30 protein-coding genes and 1 pseudogene are annotated in these 26,934 nt (G+C 62.9%); 9 read left to right on the top strand and 22 right to left on the bottom strand.

Annotated elements, in window-relative coordinates; all coding sequences use genetic code 11:
• The first annotated feature begins 72 nt into the window (after positions 1-72).
• Together NKH04_RS01155 and murJ are read left to right on the top strand one after the other, a co-directional pair.
• Positions 73-2,871: a [protein-PII] uridylyltransferase gene (locus NKH04_RS01155; RefSeq protein WP_353043945.1), complete on the top strand. Its 2,799-nt coding sequence runs from the start codon at positions 73-75 to the stop codon at positions 2,869-2,871.
• 46 nt (positions 2,872-2,917) lie between these two features.
• Positions 2,918-4,516, top strand: coding sequence for a murein biosynthesis integral membrane protein MurJ (murJ, locus tag NKH04_RS01150; RefSeq protein ID WP_352570229.1), 1,599 nt, complete (start codon positions 2,918-2,920; stop codon positions 4,514-4,516).
• Here murJ and NKH04_RS01145 read toward each other — a convergent pair.
• Together NKH04_RS01145 and NKH04_RS01140 are read right to left on the bottom strand one after the other, a co-directional pair.
• A complete protein-coding gene (locus tag NKH04_RS01145) occupies positions 4,491-4,895 on the bottom strand; it encodes a type II toxin-antitoxin system VapC family toxin (protein ID WP_352919360.1) in 405 nt (134 codons plus the stop codon). The genes murJ and NKH04_RS01145 overlap by 26 nt on opposite strands.
• A complete protein-coding gene (locus tag NKH04_RS01140) occupies positions 4,895-5,140 on the bottom strand; it encodes a type II toxin-antitoxin system VapB family antitoxin (protein ID WP_023676383.1) in 246 nt (81 codons plus the stop codon). The genes NKH04_RS01145 and NKH04_RS01140 overlap by 1 nt, the downstream gene beginning before the upstream one ends.
• A 364-nt stretch (positions 5,141-5,504) precedes the next feature.
• On the opposite strand from NKH04_RS01140, the gene trpS reads away from it, so the two are divergent.
• From trpS to NKH04_RS01125, 3 genes are all read left to right on the top strand, one after another.
• A complete protein-coding gene (gene trpS, locus NKH04_RS01135; RefSeq protein ID WP_352748948.1) occupies positions 5,505-6,581 on the top strand; it encodes a tryptophan--tRNA ligase in 1,077 nt (358 codons plus the stop codon).
• 185 nt (positions 6,582-6,766) lie between these two features.
• A complete protein-coding gene (locus NKH04_RS01130) occupies positions 6,767-7,258 on the top strand; it encodes a universal stress protein (RefSeq protein WP_352469977.1) in 492 nt (163 codons plus the stop codon).
• A 275-nt stretch (positions 7,259-7,533) separates the two neighbouring features.
• Positions 7,534-8,103 (top strand): NifU family protein, encoded by a 570-nt coding sequence (locus tag NKH04_RS01125; protein ID WP_023676386.1) that lies wholly within the window; start codon positions 7,534-7,536, stop codon positions 8,101-8,103.
• Between the two features lie 108 nt (positions 8,104-8,211).
• Here NKH04_RS01125 and NKH04_RS01120 read toward each other — a convergent pair whose 3' ends face one another.
• The 4 genes from NKH04_RS01120 to NKH04_RS01105 form a co-directional block, all read right to left on the bottom strand.
• The gene (locus tag NKH04_RS01120; RefSeq protein ID WP_352448678.1) at positions 8,212-8,829 is read right to left on the bottom strand and encodes a L,D-transpeptidase; all 618 of its coding nucleotides are present in this window, start codon (positions 8,827-8,829) and stop codon (positions 8,212-8,214) included.
• 338 nt (positions 8,830-9,167) lie between these two features.
• Positions 9,168-9,293, bottom strand: coding sequence for a hypothetical protein (locus NKH04_RS01115; protein ID WP_352467528.1), 126 nt, complete (start codon positions 9,291-9,293; stop codon positions 9,168-9,170).
• Positions 9,294-9,422, bottom strand: a complete 129-nt coding sequence (locus NKH04_RS01110) for a hypothetical protein (RefSeq protein WP_302893588.1) — start codon at positions 9,420-9,422, stop codon at positions 9,294-9,296.
• A 112-nt stretch (positions 9,423-9,534) separates the two neighbouring features.
• Positions 9,535-9,861 (bottom strand): GYD domain-containing protein, encoded by a 327-nt coding sequence (locus NKH04_RS01105; protein WP_352613828.1) that lies wholly within the window; start codon positions 9,859-9,861, stop codon positions 9,535-9,537.
• Between the two features lie 149 nt (positions 9,862-10,010).
• Between NKH04_RS01105 and NKH04_RS01100 the strand changes: the two genes are divergently transcribed.
• Positions 10,011-10,310, top strand: a complete 300-nt coding sequence (locus NKH04_RS01100; protein ID WP_023717905.1) for a DUF1330 domain-containing protein — start codon at positions 10,011-10,013, stop codon at positions 10,308-10,310.
• Between the two features lie 711 nt (positions 10,311-11,021).
• Here the strand turns inward: NKH04_RS01100 and NKH04_RS01095 are convergent.
• From NKH04_RS01095 to NKH04_RS01075, 5 genes are read right to left on the bottom strand one after another with little or no spacing between them, the layout of a single operon-like run.
• Positions 11,022-11,345, bottom strand: a complete 324-nt coding sequence (locus NKH04_RS01095; protein ID WP_352748939.1) for a hypothetical protein — start codon at positions 11,343-11,345, stop codon at positions 11,022-11,024.
• On the bottom strand, positions 11,342-11,500 hold the full coding sequence (locus NKH04_RS01090) for a hypothetical protein (RefSeq protein ID WP_353043944.1): 159 nt from the start codon (positions 11,498-11,500) through the stop codon (positions 11,342-11,344). The genes NKH04_RS01095 and NKH04_RS01090 overlap by 4 nt, the downstream gene beginning before the upstream one ends.
• A complete protein-coding gene (locus tag NKH04_RS01085; RefSeq protein ID WP_353031097.1) occupies positions 11,497-12,018 on the bottom strand; it encodes a type II toxin-antitoxin system VapC family toxin in 522 nt (173 codons plus the stop codon). The genes NKH04_RS01090 and NKH04_RS01085 overlap by 4 nt, the downstream gene beginning before the upstream one ends.
• Positions 12,005-12,811, bottom strand: a complete 807-nt coding sequence (locus NKH04_RS01080; protein ID WP_353031095.1) for a hypothetical protein — start codon at positions 12,809-12,811, stop codon at positions 12,005-12,007. The genes NKH04_RS01085 and NKH04_RS01080 overlap by 14 nt, the downstream gene beginning before the upstream one ends.
• Positions 12,812-12,843: 32 nt before the next feature.
• Positions 12,844-13,776: an IS1595 family transposase gene (locus tag NKH04_RS01075; protein WP_353031093.1), complete on the bottom strand. Its 933-nt coding sequence runs from the start codon at positions 13,774-13,776 to the stop codon at positions 12,844-12,846.
• Between the two features lie 114 nt (positions 13,777-13,890).
• On the opposite strand from NKH04_RS01075, the gene NKH04_RS01070 reads away from it, so the two are divergent.
• Positions 13,891-14,391 (top strand): MmcB family DNA repair protein, encoded by a 501-nt coding sequence (locus NKH04_RS01070; protein ID WP_353043943.1) that lies wholly within the window; start codon positions 13,891-13,893, stop codon positions 14,389-14,391.
• 114 nt (positions 14,392-14,505) lie between these two features.
• On the opposite strand, the pseudogene NKH04_RS01065 reads toward NKH04_RS01070, so the two are convergent.
• The 10 genes and pseudogenes from NKH04_RS01065 to NKH04_RS01020 all read right to left on the bottom strand — a co-directional run bounded on the left by NKH04_RS01065 (position 14,506) and on the right by NKH04_RS01020 (position 24,643).
• Positions 14,506-14,816 (bottom strand): annotated as a pseudogene (locus tag NKH04_RS01065) (hypothetical protein).
• A 10-nt stretch (positions 14,817-14,826) separates the two neighbouring features.
• Positions 14,827-15,189: a nuclear transport factor 2 family protein gene (locus tag NKH04_RS01060; RefSeq protein WP_352448516.1), complete on the bottom strand. Its 363-nt coding sequence runs from the start codon at positions 15,187-15,189 to the stop codon at positions 14,827-14,829.
• Positions 15,190-15,274: 85 nt separating this feature from the next.
• Positions 15,275-15,748 (bottom strand): carboxymuconolactone decarboxylase family protein, encoded by a 474-nt coding sequence (locus NKH04_RS01055; protein ID WP_352448517.1) that lies wholly within the window; start codon positions 15,746-15,748, stop codon positions 15,275-15,277.
• Between the two features lie 111 nt (positions 15,749-15,859).
• Complete coding sequence (locus tag NKH04_RS01050; protein WP_352469983.1) at positions 15,860-17,413, bottom strand: alpha/beta fold hydrolase; 1,554 nt, start codon at positions 17,411-17,413, stop codon at positions 15,860-15,862.
• A 107-nt stretch (positions 17,414-17,520) separates the two neighbouring features.
• Entirely contained in the window at positions 17,521-17,829 is a 309-nt protein-coding gene (locus NKH04_RS01045) for a formate dehydrogenase subunit delta (RefSeq protein WP_352469984.1), read from the bottom strand.
• Positions 17,819-18,649, bottom strand: a complete 831-nt coding sequence (gene fdhD / locus NKH04_RS01040) for a formate dehydrogenase accessory sulfurtransferase FdhD (RefSeq protein WP_352540452.1) — start codon at positions 18,647-18,649, stop codon at positions 17,819-17,821. The genes NKH04_RS01045 and fdhD overlap by 11 nt, the downstream gene beginning before the upstream one ends.
• 3 nt (positions 18,650-18,652) lie before the next feature.
• Positions 18,653-21,565, bottom strand: coding sequence for a formate dehydrogenase subunit alpha (gene fdhF / locus NKH04_RS01035; protein WP_352613834.1), 2,913 nt, complete (start codon positions 21,563-21,565; stop codon positions 18,653-18,655).
• A 12-nt stretch (positions 21,566-21,577) separates the two neighbouring features.
• On the bottom strand, positions 21,578-23,134 hold the full coding sequence (locus tag NKH04_RS01030) for a formate dehydrogenase beta subunit (protein ID WP_352613835.1): 1,557 nt from the start codon (positions 23,132-23,134) through the stop codon (positions 21,578-21,580).
• Positions 23,131-23,610, bottom strand: coding sequence for a formate dehydrogenase subunit gamma (locus tag NKH04_RS01025; protein ID WP_352469988.1), 480 nt, complete (start codon positions 23,608-23,610; stop codon positions 23,131-23,133). The genes NKH04_RS01030 and NKH04_RS01025 overlap by 4 nt, the downstream gene beginning before the upstream one ends.
• A 133-nt stretch (positions 23,611-23,743) precedes the next feature.
• The gene (locus tag NKH04_RS01020; RefSeq protein ID WP_352613836.1) at positions 23,744-24,643 is read right to left on the bottom strand and encodes a LysR family transcriptional regulator; all 900 of its coding nucleotides are present in this window, start codon (positions 24,641-24,643) and stop codon (positions 23,744-23,746) included.
• A 194-nt stretch (positions 24,644-24,837) separates the two neighbouring features.
• Here NKH04_RS01020 and NKH04_RS01015 point away from each other — a divergent pair, with 194 nt between their 5' ends.
• Both NKH04_RS01015 and NKH04_RS01010 read left to right on the top strand, forming a co-directional pair.
• Entirely contained in the window at positions 24,838-25,479 is a 642-nt protein-coding gene (locus NKH04_RS01015) for a DUF47 family protein (protein WP_352613837.1), read from the top strand.
• Positions 25,479-26,486: an inorganic phosphate transporter gene (locus tag NKH04_RS01010; RefSeq protein WP_352469990.1), complete on the top strand. Its 1,008-nt coding sequence runs from the start codon at positions 25,479-25,481 to the stop codon at positions 26,484-26,486. The genes NKH04_RS01015 and NKH04_RS01010 overlap by 1 nt, the downstream gene beginning before the upstream one ends.
• Before the next feature lie 41 nt (positions 26,487-26,527).
• Here NKH04_RS01010 and NKH04_RS01005 read toward each other — a convergent pair whose 3' ends face one another.
• Entirely contained in the window at positions 26,528-26,905 is a 378-nt protein-coding gene (locus NKH04_RS01005; protein ID WP_352469991.1) for a VOC family protein, read from the bottom strand.
• Between the last annotated feature and the right edge of the window lie 29 nt (positions 26,906-26,934).

The following is a 26,934-nucleotide window of genomic DNA, read 5'->3' as shown; positions in this document are numbered from 1 at the left end:
TGTCCGCCCCATACCCAGCGCCGCGAAAACGCGCTATAGACGCCGCCGAAACGGCGAGGCCGAACGGCATTTATGGCAAGAATATCCCTGAAGCTCGAGGAACTGATCGACGGCGAAGCCTTGCGCCGCGAGATGACCGAACTGACCGCGGCCACGGCAGGCGACGGCTCCGGCAAGGCCGCGCGCAGCGGCGTCCTCAAAGTTCTCAAAAGCCGGCTCGCCGACGGCCGCACGGTCGCCGAACGCATGCTGATGGACGATGGCAGCGGCACCGCCTGCGCTGCCCGGCTGTCGCATCTGATGGATGAGATCATCCGCGCGCTCTACGATTTCGCCGCCACCCATGTCTATCGCGTGAAAAACCCGTCTTCGGCCGAGCGCATGGCGGTCGTTGCCGTCGGCGGCTATGGCCGCGGCACGCTGGCGCCCGGGTCCGACATCGATCTCCTGTTCCTGCTGCCCTACAAGCAGACGCCGTGGGGCGAGCAGATTGTCGAATACATGCTCTATATGCTGTGGGACCTCGGGCTGAAGGTCGGCCACGCCACCCGCAACATCGACGAGTGCCTCAGGCTGTCGCGCACCGACATCACCATCCGCACCTCGATCCTGGAGGCGCGCTTCCTGTGGGGCGAGCAAAAGCTCTATGACGAGCTTTTGCAGCGCTTCGACCACGAGGTGGTGCGCACCACCGGCCCCGAATATGTCCAGGCCAAGCTCGCCGAACGCGACGAGCGCCACGCCAAGGCCGGCGAGAGCCGTTACCTGGTCGAACCTAACGTCAAGGACGGCAAGGGCGGCCTGCGCGACCTGCAGACGCTGTTCTGGATCGCCAAATATTTCTACCGCGTGCGCACCGGCGAGGAACTGGTCGACAAGGGCGTCTTCACCGACGCCGAATACAGGGAATTCCAGAAGGCCGAGGATTTTCTATGGGCGGTGCGCTGCCACATGCATTTCCTCACCGGCAAGGCCGAGGAGCGGCTGCATTTCGACATCCAGCGCGATATTGCCGAGCGGCTGGGCTACACCACCCATCCCGGCCTGTCGGCGGTCGAACGCTTCATGAAGCACTACTTCCTCGTCGCCAAGGATGTCGGCGACCTGACCCGCATTTTCTGCGCCGCGCTGGAAGAAGAGCAGGCCAAGCATGTGCCGGGCTTCAACCGCATCTTCCTCACCTTTTCGCGGCGCAAGCGCAAGCTCGCCGGCACGGCCGATTTCATCGTCGACAACCACCGCATCAACATTGCCGACGACGAGGTGTTCGAGCGCGATCCGGTCAACCTGCTCAGGCTGTTCTGGTTTGCCGACAAGCATGGCCTGGAATTTCACCCCGATGCGCTGAAGCTTTTGACCCGCTCTCTCGGCCTCGTCGGCAAGGCGCTCAGGCGCGACGAGGAGGCCAACCGGCTGTTCCTCGATATCTTGACCTCGGACCGCAACGCCGAGCTCAATCTGCGGCGCATGAACGAGGCCGGACTGCTTGCCAAGCTGATCCCGGACTTCGGCAAGATCGTCGCCATGATGCAGTTCTCGATGTACCACCACTACACCGTGGACGAGCATTTGATCCGCTGCATCGGCGTACTGGCCGAGATCGAGCGCGGCGACGGCGAAAAGGTCCATCCACTCGCCCACTCGCTGATGCCGGGGCTGAAGAAGAGCCGCGAGGCGCTCTATGTCGCCGTGCTGCTGCACGACATCGCCAAGGGCAGGCCGGAGGACCATTCGCAAGCCGGCGCCAGGATCGCCCGGCGCATCTGCCCGCATATGGGGCTGTCGCCGGCCGACACCGAAACGGTTGCCTGGCTGGTCGAGAACCACCTCGTCATGTCGATGACGGCGCAGACCCGCGATCTCAACGACCGCAAGACGATCGAGGATTTTGCCGCCATCGTGCAGTCGGTCGAACGGCTGAAGATGCTGCTTGTGCTTACCGTCTGCGATATCCGCGGCGTCGGGCCTGGGGTCTGGAACGGCTGGAAGGGCCAGTTGCTGCGTACGCTCTACTACGAGACCGAGCTTTTGTTGACCGGCGGGTTTTCGGAGGTGTCGCGCGCCAAACGGACGGCGGCGGCGCGCGAACAACTGGCCGAGGCGCTTGCCGACTGGCCGGAAAAGGCCCGCAAGCGTTATGTCGGCCAGCACTACGAGAACTATCTGCTGGCGGTCGATCTTCCCGACCAGCTCCGCCATGCCGAATTCATCCGCGAGGCCGATCACGCCGGCAAGAAGCTCGCCACCATGGTCAAAACCCACCAGTTCGAGGCGGTGACCGAGATCACCGTGCTGGCGCAGGACCATCCGCGCCTGCTCTCGGTGATTGCCGGCGCCTGTGCCGCGGCCGGCGGCAACATCGTCGACGCGCAGATCTTCACCACCTCGGACGGCCGCGCGCTCGACACCATCCTGATCTCGAGGGAGTTCGACCGCGACGAGGACGAGCGCCGCCGTGCCGAGCGCGTCGGCCGGCTGATCGAGGACGTGCTGTCGGGCAAGAGCTGGCTGCCCGAAATGATCGAGAAGCGCACCAAGCCGCGGCGCGGCGCCAAGGTTTTCCGTATTCCGCCACGCGCCGAGATCCGCAACACGCTGTCGAACCGTTTCTCGGTGATCGAGGTCGAGGGGCTGGACAGGCCGGGCCTTCTGTCGGAGATCACCGGCATGTTGTCGGACCTGTCGCTCGACATCGCCTCGGCCCACATCACCACCTTCGGCGAAAAAGTCATCGACACGTTCTACGTCACCGATCTCACCGGCCAGAAGATCGACAGCCCGTCGCGTACGGCCACCATCCGCAACAGGCTGATCGCGCTGCTCGAGGGCACGGCGTCCGAGCGCGGCAAGACCAAAACGGCCGCCGAGTGACGGTTACCTTCCATTTGCCCCAATCGCACAGGCAGTCTTCAAGCGCATGAGCCTTGTCAAGAAATTCGCCACGGTCGCTTCCGGCACGCTGATGAGCCGCGCCCTCGGTTTCGGCCGCGAGATGCTGATGGCTGCCGCACTCGGCACCGGGCCGATCGCCGACGCCTTCAACGCCGCCTTCCAGTTTCCCAACACCTTTCGCCGGCTGTTCGCCGAAGGCGCCTTCAATGCCGCCTTCGTGCCGCTGTTCGCCAAGGAGATCGAGACACACGGCACCGACGGCGCCAAGCGCTTTTCCGAAGAGGTGTTCGGCGTCTTGTTCACGGCGCTTCTGGCGCTGACCATCGCCATGGAACTGGCGATGCCGCTGATCGTGCGCTATCTGGTGGCGCCGGGCTTTGCCGACACGCCGGGAAAATTCGAGACGACGGTGGCGCTGGCGACCGTCATGTTCCCCTACCTGATCTGCATGTCGCTCGGCGCCATGATGGCCGGCATGCTGAATTCGCTGCGCCGCTATTTCGCCGCTGCGGTGGCGCCGGTGTTCCTCAACGTCATCCTTATCGCCGTGCTCGCCTATGCCTGGTACAAGGGTTCGGACGCCCGCACCGTCGGTTTCGGCCTTGCCTGGGGCGTGCTGGCGGCCGGCCTGGTGCAGCTGGCGATCGTCTGGGCGGCGGTGCGCCATGCCGGCATTTCGATCGGCTTCCGGCGGCCGAAGATGACGCCGAACGTCAAGCGGCTGCTGATCCTGGCGCTGCCGGCGGCGATCACCGGCGGCATCACCCAGATCAATCAGCTGATCGGCACGGCGATCGCGTCGGCGCAGGACAGCGCGGTGTCATCGCTGGCCTATGCCGACCGCGTCTACCAGCTGCCGCTGGGCGTCGTCGGCGTCGCCGTCGCCATCGTGCTTTTGCCGGAACTGTCGCGGGCGCTGAAATCAGGCAATCTGGTCGAGGCCGCCAATCTGCAGAACCGCTCGGTCGAGTTTACCCTTTTCATGACCTTGCCGGCGGCGGCCGCGCTGCTGGTCATGTCCGAGCCGATCGTGCGGCTGGTCTATGAGCGCGGCGCCTTTGCCGCCAACAATTCGACGCCGACGGTCGCGGCAATCCTGGCGATCTTCGGGCTCGGCCTGCCGGCCTTCGTGCTGATCAAGGCGTTCACCCCAGGCTATTTCGCCCGCGAGGACACGCGCACGCCGATGATTTTCGCCGCCATCTCGGTGGCGGTTAACATTACGACGGCGCTGACGCTGTTTCCGACGATGGGCGCGCCCGGCATTGCCGTTGCCTCCGCTGTCGCCGGCTGGGTCAATGCGGCGATGCTGCTCGCCGTGCTGATCCGGCGCGGCCATTGGGGCCGCGACGTGCCGCTCATGAAACGCATCCCGCGGCTGGTGCTGTCGGCAGCGGTGATGGCCGCGGCGCTCTATTTTGCCGAGCACTGGTTCGCCGCAAGTCTCGGCTCCGGCTCGCCGCTGGTGATCAAGGCGGTAACCCTGCTTGCGCTCGTCGCCGGCGGGGCGCTGCTTTACTTCGTCACCGCCTTCGCCACCGGCGGCGCCGATTTCGGCATGATCCGCCGCAATATCGGGCGCAAGGGCTCCCAGCCGGTCAAGCAACAGTCTCCAGATCCGTGAAACGGAATTCGTCCGCCGTCGAAAGCATCGGAACGGCGTAGTAGCGCGCACAGGCGTAGTGGAAACAGTCGGCCATGTTGAGACGGCCAGCGTTGTTGCGAAACCGCGATGCAGCCTCAACAGCCAGAGATGCCGCGTCAGAGGCAGGCGGAAGCTCCCGCAAGGTGATTCCACGCTCTTCGAGAAAACGGCTGACTATCTTGAAGCTTGTGGCGACCGGGACGGCCAGCTTTTCCGATCGCGAAAGCGCCATCGCGGCTTCCCAAACCGCGATAGCCGAGGTGAACGGAGCCGACGCCTTCATGACCGCCTGCGCGCAGCGCGGGGCTTCGGTCTCGTTGCTCAGTATTGCAACGATAGCGGCTGCATCGATGAACATCAGTCTTCGCCGGACAATTCGTCGTAGACAGAGCGCGGCAGCGGCTTGCGCGCCTGCTCGCTCAACTCAATACCGAACTCGGCCCGGAGCCGTGCCGCCGTCTCCAGCGGCGTCTCGCGATTGCGGCGGCGCTCCAGAGCTTCGCGCATGGCGATCACGATCGCCTCGGTGATCCCGACACCTTCAAGCCGGGCAAAAGCCCGCGTCAGGCTGTCAGCTTCCTTGTTGTTGATGTTGATCGTCATTGTTTTGCTTCCGCCATGTAGCAACTATTATGTAGCTATCTACATCAATGCGTCAATGCGGCCGGATCCAGATTGAACGCAATCGCCAAGGCGAGCTATTTTGTTCTTGCTTTGTGCCGGCAGCTATGCTACTAATTTAAATATGGTGCTGATTCGCACCGGGGACCCGCCGCAAGGCGGGTTTTGTTTGTGCTCGGCGGCATCTTTTCAAATAGCCTCCTGCGGCGGCTTGCTCGTCCGAGGCCAAAGCCCTGCGCCGCCCATCCGACACCCTCTTGATCGTCTCCTCGCTCTCGTCCATAAGCGCGCCGTCGCAAGACTTTCGCCGCGCGCGAAACGGCCCTCCACAAGCCAGGGAAACACCATGACCGATCAGCCCCCCTTCAAACCGCTCGTTTTTTCCGGCGTCCAGCCAACCGGCAATCTGCATCTCGGCAATTATCTCGGCGCCATCAAGAAATTCGTCGCCCTGCAGGACACCTCCGACTGTATCTATTGCGTCGTCGATCTGCATTCGCTGACCGCACAGCTCGTCCATGAGGATCTGCAGGACCAGACGCGGTCGATCACCGCGGCGTTTCTCGCCTCCGGCATCGACCCGACCAAGCACATCGTCTTCAACCAGTCGCGGGTGATGCAGCACGCCGAGCTTGCCTGGATCTTCAACTGCGTGGCGCGCATCGGTTGGATGAACCGCATGACGCAATTCAAGGACAAGGCGGGCAAGGACCGCGAGAACGCCTCGCTCGGCCTGCTCGCCTATCCCTCCCTGATGGCCGCCGACATCCTGGTCTACCGCGCCACCCATGTGCCGGTCGGCGACGACCAGAAGCAGCATCTGGAGCTGACCCGCGACATCGCGCAGAAATTCAACAACGACTTTTCGGACCGCATCGCCGCGCTTGGCGTCGGCGTCGAGATGCAGGTCGGTGAGGAGACGGTAAACGGCTATTTCCCGCTGACCGAGCCGGTCATCGGCGGCCCGGCAGCGCGCATCATGTCGCTGCGCGACGGTTCGAAGAAGATGTCGAAATCCGATCCGTCGGACCTGTCGCGCATCAACCTGACCGACGATGCCGACGCCATCTCGAAGAAGATCCGCAAGGCCAAGACCGACCCGGAGGCTTTGCCCGGCGAACTGGACGGGCTTGCCGGCCGGCCGGAAGCGGAAAACCTCGTCGGCATCTATGCCGGCCTCGCCGAAATCTCGAAAGAGGCGGTGCTGAAGGAATATGGCGGCCAGCAGTTTTCGGTGTTCAAGCCGGCGCTGGCCGACCTTGCGGTGGAAAAGCTGGCGCCGATCGCCGAAGAGATGCGCCGCATCTCCGGCGACCGCGCCTATGTCGACGCGGTGCTGCGCGATGGCGGCGAGCGTGCCGGCACATTGGCCGAAGCGACCATGAAGACCGTGCGCGACATTATCGGCCTGCTGCAAGGCTAATGCATGTCGCGCAAAAGTGTGCAGCGGTTTTGCGATAACGACATGCATAAAACAAGAACCTGAAGCGCGTCGCTGGTCGAACGCGACGCGCTTTAAGCTGCACCAGCATTGCCACAGCCGCCGGTCGCTTGCGGGCGGGCTGTGGCGGTGGCAGATTGCGGCCGAAACCATCGAACAGGGTGAATATGGTCTCCAAACGCCTCAGCCGCGAAGCCGGTCATCGCCGCAAGTTCCTGGCGATCATCGACGACACGCCCGAATGCGAGCGCGCCGTCGCCTACGCCTCGAAGCGGGCGCAAAGCACGGGCGGCGTGCTGGTGCTGCTCTATGTCATCGAGCCGGATGATTTCCAGCACTGGCTGGGCGTCGAGAAGATCATGCGCGAGGAGGCGAACGCCACGGCGCGCGCCGCACTCGACAGCTACGCCAACAAGGTGCGCCAGAAGCTCGGCATCGAGCCGGAACTGGTGGTGCGCGAAGGCAAGCCGACCGAAGAGATCCACAAGCTGATCGAGGAAGACCAGGACATCGCCATTCTGGTGCTGGCGGCAGGCGCCGGCAAGGAAGGGCCTGGGCCGCTGGTCGGCGCGGTCGCCGGCAAGGGCGCCGCCTTTCCTATCCCGGTCACGGTGGTGCCGCAGAACCTGTCGGACGAGGAGATCGACAGCCTCGCCTGAGATGTGCTGATATTCAGGTGAGGCCGGCCTGCAAATGGCGGCTTCCTGCGCTTCCGGTGCTCACGTACCAAAGTACGCTCCGCTCCGGTTCTCGGAAACCACCATTTTCGGCTCGGCCTGACCTGAATCTCAACACATCTCCAATCGTTTCAGCGAACTAGCAAAACATTCCGCCTGCCGCTACCGCCGGCGATGCCTTTCCCTTGAATGTCGGGCGGATAAAGCCTAATTAGAATTATTCCAAACTAGCTGCCCCAACGGGCACGGAGACGGCCATGTTCATCCAGACCGAGTCGACGCCAAACCCGGCGACGCTGAAATTCCTGCCCGGCAAGGAAGTGCTGCAAGAAGGCACCGCCGATTTCCGCGATGCCGATAGCGCCGCGACGGCTTCGCCGCTCGCCGGCCGGCTGTTCGAAATCCCCGGCGTCACCGGCGTCTTCTTCGGCTATGATTTCATCACCGTGACCAAGGACGGCCCCGACTGGCAGCATCTGAAGCCGGCTATCCTCGGCGCCATCATGGAGCATTTCATGTCCGGCGCCCCGGTGATGGCCAAGGCCGGCCCCGCCGCCGAGACCAGCCAGACCGGCGAATTCTACGACAAGGCCGACGAGGAGCTGGTCGTCACCATCAAGGAGCTGCTCGACACCCGGGTGCGCCCGGCGGTGGCCCAGGACGGCGGCGACATCACCTTCCGCGGCTTCGAGAACGGCACCGTGTTCCTGCACATGAAGGGCGCCTGCGCCGGCTGCCCGTCGTCGACCGCGACGCTGAAGCACGGCATCCAGAACCTGCTCCGGCACTTTGTGCCGGAAGTGCAGCATGTCGAACAGGTCTCCTGACGCGACGTTCCATCGTCAACATCGATACAACAAAAAACCGGGCCAAAGTGCCCGGTTTTCTGTTTGCGACGTCTGTGTTGTTGCCTAGACGGTCCGCGTATAAGGGTTTTATATCACAATGACCTTGGCGCCGACCGAGGTGCGGTCGTAGAGGTCGATAATGTCTTGGTTCATCAGCCGGATGCAGCCCGACGACATCGCCTTGCCGATCGAATTCCATTCCGGGCTGCCATGCAGGCGATAACCCATGTCGCCGCCCTTGTTGAACAGGTACATGGCGCGCGCGCCGAGCGGGTTCTTCAACCCCGGCTCCATGCCACCGGCAAACTTGGCCAACTCCGGCTGCCGCTTGATCATCTGCGAAGGCGGTGTCCAGGTCGGCCATTCGCGCTTCAGCGCGATATGGGCGGTGCCGTGCCATTCGAAACCCTCACGGCCGACGCCGATGCCGTAGCGCATCGCCTCGCCGTCGCCCATGACGAAATAGAGGAACTTGTTCTGCGTATCGACGATAATGGTGCCCGGCTTTTCCCTGGTGTCGTAGTCGACGATCTGCCGGCGGTATTTGAACGGCACCTTTTCGATCGGAACGCGCGGCAGGTGATAGCCGGCGTCGGTCACCGCGCCGTAGTTGTTGGTGAAGATCTGCGAGCCGATGGTGCTGCAACCGGCGACAGCCGTCGACAGCGCCAGGGCCGCGACGATTGCAAGTGACTTCATGCGCATGAAAAGGTCCGATGCCTGCCCAAACAACAGCGGCTCGAGTCGGCCGCTTTTTTCATCTTCATTCATGCTGGCATTTGCTTTGCTTGCCAAGCGGGCGATGCCTATATCCTTGGACTTGCGTGCTGGTAAACCCGCGACTATGGCATTTCGGCAACAGCCCCCGCAGGATTATGTTGCAAAATCAATGGGGCCAGGAACAAGGACCAGGAGACGAAGAAATCACCCATGAAGTCGGCGACGCTGCCCGGCGCTCTGGCCTGCGGCCAAGACCATCCGTTGCTACGAGGAGATCGGCCTGAGACGCGGCCGCCGCAGGGGAAAGTCCAGACGGGCCGGGTTTAATAAAGGACGCCGCGAAGCACGGTCCAAGCCAGAAGCCCGAACGTGCCGATCACCACCAATGCACCAAGGACCGTGCCGATCTTTTCAGGCAATCCATCGGGGCGACCAGGATCGTCGGCCATTCAACTATCGATCATGACGTAGGCCGCACCAAACACGGCAACGATAATTGCCCCAAGCACCGCCCAGCCTCTGATGGCCGAGCGGATTTCCTCCGGCGTCGCCGATTTCCGGTCGTCATCTTCCGTCATCTAATGCTCCTCCTAAAATCCGTGGCAGACATTGAAAACGCAAGCTGCAACGTGCGCCGTTCGAGAGCAAGCGTTCCCCAGCCTTCGACACTCCGCAAAGCGCGGACGGCGGTCACGATCCTGGCGGGCGATAGCGGATCGACTTCGCCCTCCCAAGCGCGTCCATCGTCTCTTCGACACTTAACAGGACGGTGGTTTCGTATGAGCTGAGCGCGCCTCCCGCACCGATGGCGAGCATGACGGATGCCATCGACACGTTGTCCGGCGCCTCCCATAGGTTCCAGCCATCGTACTCCCCGAAGGCATACCAGAACCCGTGCAGCTTTCCGCCGACCGACTCGATGTAGGAACGGGCAGCCTCGCGTCTGTCCTCGGGATTATCCATCAAGCGCGCCCAGGTTTCGGGCCTGTAGCTGAATCGCGTGAGATACATCGGCATGGTTCGTCTCCTCCCAGAGCTGCCCCCACCAAGACAGTTAAGCGCCCCAATCCGGGAGAACGCGAGTCGTTTCCGAGGCGTAGTACCGCTGGCTTAGTTGCGGGGCCGCTAATAGACCTGTTTCAATGTTTTTTCAGGGAGTAAGGTCAATGGCCGCATATCTCATTGCTGATGTAGACATAACCGATGCCGCCGTTTTCGAGGAATACCGCCGGGACGTGCCGGCAACCGAAGCCCGCTACGGGGGGAGGTACATCGCTCGCGGCGGAGCCACCAAAGTTCTGGAAGGCGATTGGGAACCTCATCGCCTCGTCATTGTCGAATTCCCGGACATGGCGTCCCTCCTGGCATGGTACGACTCTCCGGAATACGGCCGCCTCAAGGCCATCCGCGAACGCTGCGCAAAGACGAGAATTATTGCTCTGGAGGGCATGATGCCGGTTAGCTGAAGGTCGGGTCGATGACAATGGCAAGTCTGAGTTGCCATATCAGGTGCGGCCCGGCGACGGGACAGGAGCATTCTGATATGAATCAGCAAGCTTTAAACTTGCGGGCGGGAAACGGCCAATGATGGGAGGATGACGCCGGAAACACTCATTGAACGGGACCTACAAATCAATATGACCCAACACCAGATCGGCAGGCGGTGTTACAGCGTGACCTAGGGTTGTGTCATGGCGTTGAAAATGCCGGCGCCAACTATCGCACATAAGGCTGCGGCCCCAAGCCCTCCCACAATGATGCACCACCAGGCGCGGCCATTTCCCCGAAGCACGGGATTCATTTTTATCATCCGTCGCGCCAGAAGCCCCTGGTAGAGTGCATAAGAAGACCCGAAACCGGCGAGCCAAATGACGGAAAATACGACGCCCCGCGTGAGCATCCTATTGAGCCTAGTCTGCTCGACCGTCAAACTTGCATTCTCAGTAACCATGCTTCGCCACCTTTTTGATTATGCTGCGACCACTATCGGGCCTGCAGCGGTGAATATTAGATCAACCGCGACGCCTCGCGAAAACATAGCTCCCTCACCAGTAGGAAACGCATTCATAACGCGAGCGGCCCGCCTTGTGGAAGGGCGGGCCTTGTAGCGCCCGCTCCACAGTATTTTGCAGATTAGGTTTGTCAGCCAGATAATCGCCGCGAGGCGATTATGTACTTTACAAACAGGGAGGTCTGAAGACGCGGGTAGCCCCCTCTTCGGGGTCGATCACCAACACAACGTTTTCTGGGTTTTGCCAAGGCAGCGACATCACGTAGGCCGCAAAGTCGTCTTCGGAGAAATGGTTGAAGCCGCCGCCGGCTACAAACATTTGCGGGTGCTTGCTGCCGCCAAAGCTAGCCTCGACACTGTTAAGTTGTTGGAAGGGGCCGCGCTCCGCCAGCCATTCCTGTATGCGCTCAAAAAGAACGGGTTGACCGTTCGGGCTCGAACAGTCTTCGGCAGCGGATGTACAAAGCACCACACCGCTGACGACGCTCATTGTGCTTTCTTGCCCTTCGGCTTGTGTTTAGGGTCCGGCGGCGTTTTCGCCAGCTTGCCCATTATGGCATCGGCCTTGTCGGCCTCACCATCCGCATCGATTTCGCGCGCCTTCTCAATGAAGGCGGCAGACTGTGAAGGGTTGTCTGCCTTCATTTTCCTTCGGGTCTTTTCAGGTCGAGCTGCGGGCTTTTTGCTTCTGGTTTGCATATCGTGAGTTTGTGTCCTCCAACATTGCCCGACAACGGCAGGAGACCTAGGCTTTTTGCACTACCGCCATTGTCGAACGTATGGAACTCATGGGCACGGTAATGGATGGCTGTCGCCAAATGAATAGCATCCGGGGTAGAAAGTGTCTTCCCGGCGTGGGCTGCGGCATTTGCCGAATAGTGGTCACGCAGATCATGCGAAAGCCCGGCAACTTTGGTGTCCATTCCCAATTGCGTCATTCGCTTTATCAGGTCGGTGAAGCTGCTGCCAACGCCGACCGGTATCCTGGATTGCAGCACTTCGACCCGCGTCAAGACCGAAGTGACCAGCTTTACCTCGCGTCGTTTATGACGGGCGATTACCTCGCGCACGCCATCCATTTCGCCAGACTTCCGGTTCTCATCGTTGAGCCACGCGAGGAAAAGGCAGGTATCCCAATAGTAGATTGGACTAGCGCCAGCCATCGCGAAGCTCCCGGACAAAGGCTTCAGAACTCAAGCCGCCAGTCGCGTCCGGGGCGCGGCCTCTCAGATCTTCCCAATCGGGCAGATCGGATTCGGGGGGGTAGGCTTCGATGCTTGTTACCTCAATCTGGTGCGGGAAGTCGGTTCGCGCACGATAGAGAAGTGTGCCAAAGACCTCCACTTTGCGGCCAACCGCAGAGACGGCTTCGTCATATAAGCGAGCCGGAAAATGACAGGTTACCTTCTTTGGCCCAACATCTGGATAGATTTGGAACGTGTTGACCCCTAGGTGAAGGTTGATCTGTTCAAGGTTCCCCTGAAGAAACCCTTCACATTCCTCATCGACCGCAAGAGCGGCGTCAACGCGGCTGACGATCTGCGGCGTAAGGTCGATGCGACTATCGTTGAAAAGCAACGTCGCGCTTTTGACAGTCGTCCCAACTGGACGTGCTAGGTTCCGGATGTCCCAGAGCAATTCAGCATCAAGGTCAAGCAGGTCGCCGCCGCTCGCCAACGCCGCAGAAATCCGGTTCAGACTATCAATCACGATTAGGCCGGTAGGCGGCTTACCCGGCAACGGATGTGGACCGAGAGTGACGCGAACCGGACTATTGTAGGACAGCTCGGCGATACGAAAATAGCTGGCCGTCTTGCCCGCGTTTGCATCGCGATCAAGCCGATTGAGCGTGGCGTTTAGGTTCTGGAGTTCGGACAGAAACGCGGCGAGCCGCACTTGTCCGTCATCCTCGGGCAAGCCCTCAATGACAAGCGTAATGTGGTCTTCAGTAGCCATCAATCGCACCACCACATGAACGGACTTGGAGCTTACCCGGCGAACGAGTCCCGGTATTTCAAACGCTTTCCAACGATGCCAGCCATGGCCTTTACCGTCCTGTTGTTGTCATCGACGCCAAGCGCGATGCGGTTACTGTAGCGGAAATCGAACTCGGCAAGATAGCGGTGCAAATGCTGCTCGCCGCAATGCTGATAGATCCCCTTCATGCCACGTTTGAAGATGCTGTAATAGCCTTCGACCGTGCTGGTATGGACGGTCTTTTCGCCTTCGTAGCGGACGTATTCGTCCTTGGAATGCTTAACGACATCATGGGAGGCGAAATCCTGATCGGCGCGGCGATAGATGCCGCTTTCGTCGGTCATCAACGCGCTCTCGCGAGCGATGTTGGCGCGAACGATGGGCATGACGTTGCCCATGCGGGCGGTATCGACGTGGAAGGAACGCGCGCGACCACCACGCTCGACAAGCGTGACAACAGAATTCTTGTGAGCGCCACCGCCACGCCTTACCGGAGCGCCTTTCAGGCGACCGATGTACGTTTCGTCAACTTCGACATGCTTGCCTTCGCCGCCCATCGGAGAAAGGACGCCATCGCGCATTGCCTCACGCAAGCGATGGAACATGAACCATGCGGTCTTGTACTGGACCTGCAACGTCCGGTGCAGTTGGTGAGCGCTGATACCCTTCTTGCTGGACGCAAGAAGGTGCGCCGCTTGCCACCACTTGTGCAGCGGCACATGGCTTGATTCGAACACCGTTCCGACCTTCACGGTGAATTGCTTCTTGCACTCCAAGCAGCGGCGAAGGCCGGTGCGAGCGGTTGGGCCAGAGACTCGGGTAATGCGCGCCTGTTCGCAGTTGCCGCACTTCGGGCAAATCGGACCTTCGGACCAAACAATCGCTTCCAGCCGCTCAAAAGCAGCTTCTTCGTTGTGGAAATGTGGCTCGGAAAGGACGCTCATAACCCGGATTCCTACTGTGGATTCAAGGTATCAGGCATCGCCGTGTTTGTAAAGTACATAATCGCCCGCCGCGACCGGGTTCAAACCGTGAACAAAATCTGGCATGGTGCGGCCATGCCGATTATCTCACCTCTACCCCTCAATCCGCTCATCGATGGCCGCCAGTCGGAGCGCGCCATGCTGGTCCGGCGCGGCGTGCAGCGGCTGCTCAAGCAGATGGGCGCGCATGTTTTGCCCGAACTGTCGCTGGCCACCGGGCGCCGCGCCGATCTCGTGGCGCTGACCCGCCACGGCGACATCTGGATCATCGAGATCAAGTCCTCGGTCGAGGATTTCAGGGTCGACCGCAAATGGCCGGACTACCGGCTGCATTCCGACCGCTTCTTCTTCGCCACGCATCCCGGCGTGCCTTCCGAAATCTTTCCGGAGGAATGCGGCTTCATTCTCTCCGACGGCTACGGTGCCGAGATTCTGCGCGATGCGCCCGAGCACCGCATGGCGGCGGCGACGCGCAAGGCGCTGATGCTGAGGATCGCACGCGCTGGTGCGTCGCGGCTGCTCGCCGCCGAGCTTGCCGGCGTGTCGGTGCCGGCGCTGGACGGCGAGAGCGAATAGGGAGGTGCGCTCGTCGTGATTTCAGACGTCGCGCTGCCCCTCATCCGGCCGCTGCGCGGGTGAGGGGGCATCTTCCCAAATGCGATAGCCCTGCGGAAGCGAGGATGAGAACCGCTATTCCACGATGCGGTAGATGTTCCATAGGCTGGTGCCCCGACACCACGTAGGGCTCCATCTCCTTGCCCCATTTGGCGTGCGCGTCGATCTTGCCGATCCTGGCGAAGAACGCCTCCAACTGGCGAGGCTTTCGACCTGGTGATGTGACCCGACCGTCGCTTCCCGCGCGTCGATCGATCCGGTCATGATCTGGAACTTGAGGTCGTCGAGACCGGCCTGCGAGCCGATCTCGCGTTCCCATTTCTTCAACAGAGCACGGTCTGCTTGTGGCCGAACTTGGCGTCGATCTGCCATCCGGCACTGAACATCGCCGCCTCCTTATTCGTCCCAGGCCTGCACGACCGTCTGCCGCGCGATCTGGCCGTTCTTCAGCTCCAGCATCGCCGCGCAGAATACCTTGGTCCCGTCCGGATAGGAGCAGGCCTGGGTGAAGGCGAGGTTGTTGCCGTCGGCAATGGTGGTGTCGACCTTGTGGGTCATCGCCCGGCTGCAAATGTCGTCCCAGAATGTGGTGATCGCAGCGCGCCCGCGGATTTCGCGCGGCTTGCTCGGCGGGTTATTGCGGTCGATCACCCGCACCAATGCGTCGTCGGCATAGAAGCTCGCCAGCAATTTTCCATCACGGCCCTCAATCGCCTTCTTGATCGCAGCGCCGTCTATCGTCTGTGTCTTGGTCAGCATTTTTTCCTCCATGGGCCTGTCTTCTCGGATCGGGTGGTTGCTTGATCAGGCACTGCCCGGCGCTCGCCGCCGGGCAGTGGCTTCTTCACTGCGACTTCGCCTTGACGGCCGCGAACACCTCGTCGGACTGCTTCTTGAAAGTGGCGAGATCGACCTGGCTGCCGTTGAGCATCGTCGACCAGTGGCGCACGATCGCCGCCATAGCCACCGCCTCCTTGATCTCCTCGTCGCTGGCGCCATTGAGCTTGGCCGCCTGCGTGTGGAAATAGATGCAGTACTGGCAGGGGATCTGCGAGGCGACGGCGAGGCCCATCAGTTCCTTGGTCTTGCCGTCGAGCGCGGTGTTCGGGTTGAGCTGCACGCCCTTGATCTCGGCCCAGGCGCCGGCAACGGCGACGTCCGGCAGCGTCTTGAACATGTCCGGTACCGAGCCGAGCGTTGCCTGGATGTCCTTGTAGGCAGCCGTCGCCGAGGCGTCTTCGGCCTTGGCAGGAACGATCGCCAACAGCGCGCCGACGCCTGCCGCCAGCACCAGTGATTTGAGTGTCGACTTCAGCATTTTATTCCTCCCTTCGCAGCGCCTTTCCCGGCGACATCCGCCTGGCCTGCATGGGACGAAGTGATAGCGCTTACGCATGCCTGGCCGCTTCGCCCGAAAGCGCCATGGCTGCTATGGCCCGTGCGGGCCAGCGTGCCGGGCGGAGAACGCCGCCGCCGCCGCCCGCGACGGCAGGTCCAGCTTGAGCAGAATATTGGCGACGTGGCGCTTGACGGTGTGTTCGCTCAGCCCGAGTTCGGCGGCGATCGCGGCATTGCTCTTGCCATCGGCGATGAGGTTCACCACCTCGCTTTCGCGCGCCGTCAGTGCGGCCGGCTCGGCAGCCTTGGCCTTCGGCCGGCAGGCCGGCTCCAGATGCTGTTCCGAGGTCGCCTGCACCAGCGCCAGCGGCTCATCCAGCTCGTCAAGCGCGATGCGCCCGGCGTCATTGAAATGAAGGCCTGAACCGGCGGCGAGGTCGGCGACCAGCCGCGAAGCGAGGATGTCGCCGCGCCCGGCATGCGCGGCAAGCTGCATCGTCACGCGCGCCGTCAACCCCGTCGGCGGCCCACGCAACTCGACCTCGCCGACATGCACGCCCTGCGCGCTGGCGACGCCGATCTCCTGCGCCGCATCGCGCAGCGCCGCCGCGCAGCGTACGGCCCGCGCCGGGCCGTCGAAGCGCGCCATCATCAGCTCGCCATGCGTGCCGGCCGGGCGGCCGCCGTGGCGCCCGACCAGCAACCGCCATGTTTCCTGAAAGCGCTGGCTGCGCTCGCTCCACATGCGGTCGCCAAGCCGCGCCGTGTCGTAGATCCGGGTGACCAGCAGTGCAGCCAGCACGCGCTCGGCCTCGGCAACGGCGCGCGCTCCGGTCAGGAATTCCTCGATCAGATCGGCCACCCGGTCGACATCGCCGGTCCAGATCGGGTGGTCGCGCCCGGCCACCTCGACCAGCCGCGAATTCGGGATCTTCCTTGCCAGGAAGCGGCTGGCCTCCGGGTCGACGCGCGTATCGTTGCGGCGATGGATGAGCAGCGTCGGTGCGCTGATCGCCGCCAGCACGCCGCGCACGTCGATAGCTGCATTCATGCGGGCCAGGGCGATTGCCGCGGTCGGGCTCGCCGACAGCCGCTCGAAGCGCGCCCACCATGTGGCGAAACGCGGATCGTCGACGCGGCCGGGCGCGAAATGCGGCAGGGTGGCGCCGGTGCCCCATGCGGTCTCCGCCGTCGCGATGAACGCCTCAAGGCGTTCCGGCGGCATCACCCATTTGTGGAAATGCGCATAGCCGCCATAAAGCGCCAGCGCCCGCGTCCGCTCCGGGTAGGTGGCGGCGAACAGCATTGCCATCGGCGCGCCTTCCGAAGCGCCCAGCAAGGCGGCGCGGCCGCTGCCGGTCGCATCCATCACCGCGCGTACATCGTCCATGCGGGTTTCGAGGCTGGGCAGGTGGTGGACATCGACGCGGTCGGACAGACCGGTGCCGCGCTTGTCGAACAGGATCAGCCGCGAGAACGCGGAAAGCCGCTTCAACAGCCGGGTGTAGCCCTCGTCTTCCCAGTGCAGGTCGAGATTGGAAATGAAACCCGGCACGAAGACGAGATCGAGCGATCCCTGGCCGACCACCTGATAGGCGATCCGCGCGTCGCCACTGAGCGCGTATCGAGTTTCGATCGGCCTCACGAGGTTTGTCCGCCCGACCCGACGATTTCTTATCGCCAGATCATAGCAGAGGCGCGCGGCTTGCGGCAGATGAAACTTTAGAGAGTGTGAATGTGGGCCCGCGGCGCCTACTTCTGTGACGCGGCGGCAGTCTCGGTGTTCGCTCCGCCGACGCTAAAACCTGCGCCCTCCGGCGCGCCCGGCCGCTTGATGTGTGGCGCGGCCGCGACGACAAGCTCGTTGAACCCCTCGCCACCGCTGTCCAGCATCTCGAACAATTGCCGGCGCATCCTCGGCTCCCAGAATTTGTTGATGTGCTCGGCGACGCCGGCAATGCCTTGCTCGCGCGGCTTTGAGTGGAAAAAGGCGGCAATCTGGTTGGCCATGCGAACCAGCTTTTCGCTGGTGCTCATGAGGTGGCCTTCGTCATGCGACATGCTTGGCAACTCCGGAAACCACGCGGTCAGGATGGGTGAAAATATCGAAATCGTCGCCGCGCACCAGTGCCACCAGCGTCATACCGGAATCGTCCGCGGTGCGGATGGCAAGTGCGGTCGGCGCCGAGACGGCAATGATGACGGCCGAGCCGATCGCCGCGGTCTTCTGCACCATCTCGACCGAAACGCGCGACGTGACGACGACGGCCCCCGACCTGCCGTCGATACCGGCTTTGGCCAGCGCGCCAGCCAGCTTGTCCAGCGCGTTATGGCGGCCGACATCCTCGCGCGCCATGACGATGCCCTTGCCGGGAAGGTAAAAACCAGCGGCGTGGACGGCACCGGTCTCGGCGTGCAGCGGCTGCAGCTTCGACAAAAGCTTGACCGAGCGGACGATGTCATTGGCCTGAAGTGTAAGTTGTGACGCACCGACCGGGTTTACCGAGCGCATCGCCTCCTCGATCGATTCGATGCCGCACAACCCGCAGCCGACCGGGCCGGCCAGGCGTCTGCGACGCGCTTCGAAGCGGGTGTTGGCCTGGTCCTTCAGCCGGATCTGGATATCGATGCCGGCGCCGTGATCCTCGACCTCGATCGCTTCGATTTCGTCCGGCGAGGCAATGATGCCTTCGGTCAGCGAGAAGCCGAGCGCGAAATCCTCGAAATCAGCCGGGCTTGCCATCATCACCGCATGCGTGGTGCCGGCAAAGGAGAACGCCACCGGCGTCTCTTCCGGCACCATGCGGTTGGCGGCCGCAGTGCCGCCGGCGCGGCGCGCGAGGCGCGAGATCTGCGCAATGGCTTTGCGGCGCGCGGTCAAGGACTACTCCGCCGCTTCCAACTTCGCGATGCGGCGGCTTTGCTTTGCCTGCTCGTCATAGTCGCGCTGCCATTCCGACGGGCCGTTGGATGCACCCACCTGCACCGCGGTCACCTTGTATTCCGGGCAGTTGGTCGCCCAGTCGGAGAAGTCGGTGGTGATGACGTTAGCCTGGGTGTCGGGATGGTGGAAGGTCGTATAGACGACGCCCGGCGACACCCGCTCGGTGATCAGCGCGCGCAGCGTCGTCTCGCCGGAGCGGCTGGTCAGCCGCACCCAGTCGCCGTCGCGCAGGCCGCGATTTTCGGCATCGTGCGGATGGATCTCCAGCCGGTCCTCGCTATGCCAGACCACATTGTCGGTGCGCCGGGTCTGCGCGCCGACATTGTATTGCGACAGGATGCGGCCGGTGGTCAGCAGCAGCGGGAAGCGCGGTCCGGTCCTTTCGTCGGTCGCGACATATTCGGTGCGGATGAACTTGCCCTTGCCGCGCACGAAGCCGCCGATATGCATGATCGGCGTGCCTTCCGGCGACTTCTCGTTGCAGGGCCACTGCACCGAGCCCACCCGGTCGAGAAGGTCGAAGGAAACGCCGGCGAAACTTGGGGTTGTCTTGGCGATCTCGTCCATGATCTGGGACGGATGCGTGTAGTTCCAGCCGAGGCCGAGCGCCTTGGCGAGCTCCTGCGTCGCTTCCCAGTCGGCATAGCCGCATTTCGGCTCCATTACCTTGCGCACCATGTTGATGCGGCGCTCGGCGTTGGTGAAGGTGCCGTCCTTCTCGAGGAACGTCGAGCCGGGCAGGAACACATGCGCGTAGTTGGCCGTCTCGTTGAGGAAGAGGTCGTGCACGACGACGCATTCCATCGCGGCGAGACCGGCGGCGACATGCTTGGTGTCGGGGTCCGACTGCAGGATGTCCTCGCCCTGCACATAGAGCCCCTTGAACGAGCCGTCGACGGCCGCATCCAGCATATTGGGGATGCGCAGGCCGGGCTCGTCGTCGAGCTTGACGCCCCACAGGCTCTCATAGATGGCGCGCACCGCGTCGCCTGAAATGTGGCGATAGCCGGGAAGCTCGTGCGGGAACGAGCCCATGTCGCAAGAGCCCTGCACATTGTTCTGGCCGCGCAGCGGGTTCACGCCGACGCCCGGCCGGCCGATATTGCCGGTCGCCATGGCGAGGTTGGCAATGGCGATGACGGTGGTCGAGCCCTGGCTGTGCTCGGTCACGCCGAGGCCGTAATAGATCGCGCCGTTACCGCCGCGGGCGTAGAGCCGCGCCGCGCCGCGTATGTCGTCGGGATCGACATTTGCAAGCTGGCCGATCACTTCCGGGCTGTTTTCCGGCAGCGCCACGAACGATGCCCAGTCCTGGAACTCGTCCCAGTCGCAGCGCTCGCGGATGAAGGCCTCGTCGAACAGGCCCTCGGTGACGATGACATGGGCAAGTGCGGTCAGCATGGCGACGTTGGTGCCCGGCTTCAGCGGCAGATGGAACTGCGCCTCGACGTGGGCCGAGCGCACGATGTCGGTGCGGCGCGGATCGAGCACGATCAGCTTGGCGCCCTCGCGCATGCGCTTCTTCATGCGCGAGGCGAACACCGGATGCGCATCGGTCGGATTGGCGCCGATCAGCAGGATCACGTCCGTCTGCTCGATCGAATCGAAGTCCTGCGTGCCGGCGGAGGTGCCGAAGGTCTGGCCGAGGCCATAGCCGGTCGGCGAATGGCAGACACGGGCGCAGGTATCGACATTGTTGTTGCGGAAGCCCTGCCGGACCAGCTTCTGGACGAGGTAGGTCTCCTCGTTGGTGCAGCGCGACGAGGTGATGCCGCCGATCGAGGTGCGGCCGTACTGGTACTGGATGCGGCGGAATTCGTTGGCGGTATGGGTGAGCGCCTCTTCCCACGACACTTCGCGCCACGGATCACTGACCCGCTCGCGGATCATCGGCTTCAGGATCCGGTCCTTGTGCGTCGCATAGCCATAGGCGAAGCGGCCCTTGACGCAGGAGTGGCCGTGGTTGGCCTTGCCTGCCTTGTAGGGCATCATGCGGATGACCTCGTCGCCCTTGACCTCGGCCTTGAACGAACAGCCGACGCCGCAATAGGCGCAGGTGGTGACGGTCGAGCGCTCGGGCAGGCCTTTCGCCAGCACGGTCTTTTCCCTCAGCGCATCAGTCGGGCAGGCCTGCACGCAGGCCCCGCACGACACGCATTCGGAATTGACGAACGCCTCGTGCATGCCGGCCGAGACCCTGGATTCGAAGCCGCGGCCCTCGATGGTCAGCGCGAACGTGCCCTGCACCTCCTCGCAGGCGCGCACGCAGCGCGAACAGACGATGCACTGCGCCGGATCGTAGGTGAAATACGGGTTCGATTCATCGCGGGCGATGTAATCGATGGTCAGCGAGCCATGGCCGGGCGCCACCCCGTTTTCCTGCTTGACGTGGTTGCGGCCGTCCACGCCATAGCGGTTCTCGGTCAGGCCGACCGTCGTGACGACCTTGTCGAACTCGCTGGCGCCGGTGCCGGCCTTCTCGCCCCACGCCGCCGGGTAGTCGGAGACGTAGAGTTCCATCACGCCGCGGCGAATGGCGTTCAGCCGATCGGTCTGCGTATGCACGACCATGCCTTCGCCGACCGGCGTAGTGCATGAAGCCGGCGTGCCGCCGCGCCCGTCGATCTCGACGAGGCAGACCCGGCAGGAGCCGAACGAGTCCAGCATGTCGGTGGCGCAGAGTTTCGGGATTTCGACGCCGGCTTCCATCGATGCGCGCATGATCGAGGTCCCCGCCGGCACTGTTATCGACTTGCCGTCGACCGTCAGCGTCACTTGCTGCTCGGCTTCAGAGGCAGGTGTGCCGTAGTCGATTTCCTGGACCAGCGATTTGATGTCGAATGCCGCGTTCATGGCTGTCCGCTCCTATTCCGCTGCTTCGGCGACCGGCGTCGGCCGAAAGTCGTCCGGGAAATGGTTGAGTGCACTCATCACTGGATATGGGGTGAAGCCGCCGAGAGCGCAAAGCGAGCCGAACTTCATTGTGTTGCAAAGGTCGGTGACCAGCGCGATCTGCTTTTCCGGTTCGACGTTCTGGGCGAGCCTGTCCAGCACCTCGACACCGCGAGTCGAGCCGATGCGGCACGGCGTGCACTTGCCGCAGCTCTCGATGGCGCAGAATTCCATGGCAAAGCGTGCCTGCTTCAGCATGTCGGCGCTGTCGTCGAAAACGACGATGCCGGCATGGCCGATCAGCCCGTCCTTGGCGGCAAACGCTTCGTAGTCGAACGGCGTGTCGAACAGCGCGCGCGGGAAGTAGGCGCCGAGCGGGCCACCCACCTGCACCGCTTTGACCGGGCGTCCCGTCGCCGTGCCGCCGCCGATATCGTCGACGATCTCGCCCAGCGTCATGCCGAACGCCGCCTCGTAGAGACCGGGATACTTGACGTTGCCGGCAATCTGGATCGGGATGGTGCCGCGTGAACGGCCCATGCCGAAATCCTTGTAGAAGGCAGCGCCCTTGTCCATGATCACCGGCACCGAGGCCAGCGAGATGACGTTGTTGATCACCGTCGGCTTGCCGAACAGGCCCTTGTGCGCCGGCAGCGGCGGCTTGGCCCGCACCTGCCCGCGCTTGCCTTCGAGGCTGTCGAGCAGCGCGGTCTCCTCGCCGCAGACATAGGCGCCGGCGCCGACGCGCACTTCCATGTCGAATGAATTGGCCGAGCCGAGCACATTGACGCCGAGCACGCCGGCCTTGCGGGCGATCTCGACAGCCTTCTGCATCACCGCCACCGCGTGCGGATATTCGGAGCGGATATAGATGAAGCCCTTGGTCGCGCCGGTGGCGATGCCGGCGATCGCCATGCCTTCGATCAGCACGAAGGGGTCGCCTTCCATGATCATGCGGTCGGCGAACGTGCCGGAATCGCCTTCATCGGCATTGCAGACGATGTATTTGCGGTCGGCCGACGTATCGAGCACAGTTTTCCATTTGATGCCGGTCGGGAAGCCGGCGCCGCCGCGACCGCGCAGCCCGGACTCGGTCACCTGCTTGACGACCTCTGCCGGCGTCATCGCCACTGCATTCTGCAGGCCCTTCAGCCCGCCATGCGCCTTGTAGTGGTCGAGCGACAGCGGATCGGTGACGCCGCAGCGCGCAAAGGTCAGCCGTGTCTGCCTTGCCAGGAACGGGATCTTGTCCGGTGCGCCCAGCCAGCGCTTGTGGTGGCCCCCGGTGAGGAAGCCGCAGTCGAACAGGCTTTTGACGTCGGATGGCTTCACCGGCCCGTAGGCGACGCGGCCAGTGGCTGTCGCAACCTCGACCATAGGCTCGAGGAAATAGGCGCCGCGCGAGCCGTTGCGCACGATCTTGGCCTCGATGCCGCGCTCGGCCAATTCCGCACGAACCGCCTTGGCAACCTTTTCCGCACCGAGCGCCAGCGCGCCGGAATCGCCGGGAATATAGATACGCGGGATCATGAGCGCACCTCGGCAACGATCTCGTTGAGCTTTTCGTCGTCGAGCCGCCCGATCACCTCCCCGTCCAGCATTGCCGACGGCGAGCAGGCGCAAAGGCCGAGGCAATAGACCGGCTCCAGTGTCACCGAACCGTCGCGGGTTGTCTCGTGGAAACCGATGCCCAGCAATGATTTGAGCTTGGCGGCAATCGCATCCGAGCCCATCGACTGGCAGGCTTCCGCCTGGCAGAGCTTCAGCACATGGCGGCCGGCGGGCTGGCTGCGGTAATCGTGATAGAAGGTGACGACGCCATGAACCTCGGCCCTGGAGATGTTCAGCGCCTCGGCGATGATCGGCAGTGCGTCCTGCGGCACATAACCGAACTCTTCCTGTATGCCGTGCAGGATCGGCAACAGCGGGCCTTCGAGGCCTTTCAGCTCGTGGATGATCGCCGCCGTGCGCGATGCGATCTCGGTACTTGCTAGCTGCATCGTCATGCAGCGCCCTCCCTGGTCGTGGCGGTCTTCCGCTAAGTGGTTAGGAAATCAGAGGAAACCCGCCAAATCAATAAAGCCGATCCGTTGCTCGATAGAAATTTTCTATCGTTCGCGTTCACCAGCATTGTCTAGACTAGCGGCGGCCGTGGAAATCGTCCGCCAGCGCCATTGCCTCGTCCAACAGCGCCGAGACCAGCGGCGTGTGCGGTTCGCGCCGCGCCGCCACCAGCCCGACCGTGTGGCTGGCATCCGGCTCGACGATCGGGATCGCCCGGATCGGCTCGGAAAAACCGAAGGTTTCCGCAAGGTTAAGCGGCATGATCGACGACCATTTGCCGGTGCGGATATGCGAAAACAGCACGATCATCGAGTTGGATTCCAATGTCGGCCGCACCTGCACGCCGGCTTCGGCCAGATGCTGGTCGATGATGCGGCGGTTCTGCATGTCCGGCGTCAGCAGGCAGAGCGGCAGCTGGCTGAGTTCCGCCCATGTCACTTTGTCGCGGTCGAAATAGGGGTTCCCGACCGCGGTGATCAGCTGATAGCGCTCGTCATAGAGCGGCACGCTAGTGACGCGTCCGAGCGGCTCGTTGTCGAGATAGGTGATGCCGGCGTCGATGTCGAAATTGCCGAGCAGCGATAGCACCTCAATCGAGGTGCGCGACAGCACCGAGAAGGTGACGCCGGGATGCTTTGCCCGAAACGGCGTCGTCAGTCGCGCCACCATGGCCAGCGCCGTCGGGATCGCGGCGATGCGGATGCGCCCCGACAGGCCGTGGCGCGCCGCCCGCATCTCCTCGCGCATGGTCCTGCTATCGCCGACGATGCGGCGCGCCCACACCAACACCTGCTTGCCTTCCGGCGTCAGCCCCTGGAAGCGCGAGCCGCGCAGCACCAGCATCACGCCGAGCTGACCCTCCAGCTGCTTGATGCCGGCCGAAAGCGTCGGTTGGGTGACGCCGCACACCTCCGCCGCCCGGCCGAAATGTTCTTCCTTGGCAAGTGCTATGAAGAATTCCAGCTTATCGATCATGCCGTCGGGAGCCTGTCACGGACGCTGTGTCCGATCTTAGCGCGCAAGGTCGGGGAAATCGCCTTCGGCCGCAAGCCGCCTGTGTAAATCGTCCGCATCCACATCTTTCAGCCGGCTTACTGTTTCCCGCGATGGAATGCGGCGCTATGTGGATGAGACGGGGTCGTGGACTGGACACGACGGGAGTACCGAACATGCTGGGCTGGTTCCGCAAGCTTTTGCCGCGCGAAGATCGCTTCTTCGACCTGTTCGAGCGGCATTCCCGCACCGTGGTCGGTGGCGCCGAGGCACTGCAGCAGCTTTTGCAGGGCAACGACATCGACCGCTGGTGTCAGACGATCATCGATCTCGAGAACGAAGCCGATCAGATCACCGCGGAAGTGCTGCTGGCCGTGCGCCGCTCCTTCATCACGCCCTTCGACCGCGGCGACATCAAGGACCTGATCCAGTCGATGGATGATGCCATCGATATGATGCACAAAACCGTCAAGACGGTAAGGCTGTTCGAGAAGAAGGAATTCGACCCGCTGATGCAGGAAATGGGAGGTGTCATCGTCGAGGCCGCCAAGTTGGTGGCCGAGGCGATCCCGCTGCTCGGCAAGGTCGGGGCGCATACGGTGCGCCTCAACGCCATCGCCGAGGAGGTCATGCGCGCCGAAGGCCGGGCCGACGACCTGCACGAGCAGGGCCTGAAGGACCTGTTCAAGCGGCACGGCCGCAGCGATCCGATGGCCTATCTGATCGGCAGCGAGATTTACGGCCAGCTGGAAAAGGTGGTCGATCGCTTCGAGGACGTCGCCAACGAAATCAGCGGCATCGTCATCGAGAACGTATAGTGTCAGAAGCCGCAATAGCCTTTCCCGTGCTGGTCGGCCTTGTCGTCGTCGCGCTGTTCTTCGATTTCCTCAACGGCCTGCACGATGCCGCCAACTCCATCGCCACCATCGTCTCCACCCGGGTGCTGCGGCCGCATTATGCGGTGTTCTGGGCGGCCTTCTTCAATTTCATCGCCTTCATGTTCTTCGGTCTTCACGTAGCGGAGACGCTCGGAACCGGCATCATCGACGCCAGCATCGTCACGCCGGCAGTAATCTTCGCAGCACTTGTCGGCGCCATCGTCTGGAATGTCGTCACCTGGCTCGTCGGAATCCCGTCCAGCAGCTCGCACGCTCTGATCGGCGGTTTGGTCGGCGCCGGCGTTGCCAAGGCAGGCACCGGTGCCATCGTCTGGGCCGGGTTGGGCAAGACGACGGCGGCCATCGTGCTGTCGCCGGCGGCAGGCTTTCTGCTGGCGCTTGTCTTGATCCTCGCGGTCTCGTGGCTGTTCGTGCGGCAGACGCCGTTCGCCGTCGACAGCACCTTCCGCGTTATGCAGTTCTTTTCCGCCTCGCTCTATTCGCTCGGCCATGGCGGCAACGACGCGCAGAAGACCATGGGCATCATCGCCGTGCTGCTCTATTCGCAAGGCATGCTCGGCGCGAATTTTTACGTGCCGCTGTGGGTCGTCATCACCTGTCAGTCGGCGCTGGCGCTGGGCACGTTGCTCGGCGGCTGGCGCATCGTCCACACCATGGGCTCGAAGATCACCCGGCTGAACCCGATGCAGGGTTTCTGCGCCGAGACCGGCGGAGCGATCACCCTGTTCGCCGCCACCTGGCTCGGTATTCCGGTATCGACCACGCACACGATCACCGGCGCTATCATCGGCGTCGGCGCCGCCCGCCGCGTCTCCGCCGTTCGCTGGGGCATTGCCGGCAACATCGTGGTCGCATGGATCGTCACCTTGCCGGCAACCGCGGCGATCGCGGCTCTCACCTACTTCGCGGTCGGTCTGGCAAGGTGATGTGAGCATCATGGCGCCTGGAGCCGCCTCTGGCGCGGCGACTACCGGTCCACAAGATTCAGGATGTTGCCGTCCGGATCCCTGAACCATGCGACCTTCATGCCGTGACCGACATGGATGTCACCCTCAAGCGTCAGCCCGGGCATGTCGTAATGCTCGAAGGTCACGCCCTTCGATTTCAATGCCTCAACGATCTTGCCGAGTTCGTCGCCGACCGTCCATGTCACAGCCGTCGCCTTGTTGGTCCCAGCGAAGTTCGAACGGTAGACGTTGATGCTGGTGTCGCCGCTTTTATAGACGATCAGTTCGCCACCTTCATTGTGCACCTCTTTCAGGCCAAGGACCCCTTCGTAGAATGCCCTGGCCTTGGCCAGGTCCTTCACGGCGAGATTGGCCGTCGCGTTGCTGTTTGCGAGCATGATTCGTCTCCTTCCCTGGCTGTCATTCC

The sequence above is a fragment of the Mesorhizobium sp. M1365 genome, from assembly GCF_040317865.1.
Classification (GTDB): domain Bacteria; phylum Pseudomonadota; class Alphaproteobacteria; order Rhizobiales; family Rhizobiaceae; genus Mesorhizobium.
The sequence above is the reverse complement of the archived record's forward strand: the minus strand, read 5'-3'. Positions and strand labels throughout refer to the sequence as shown.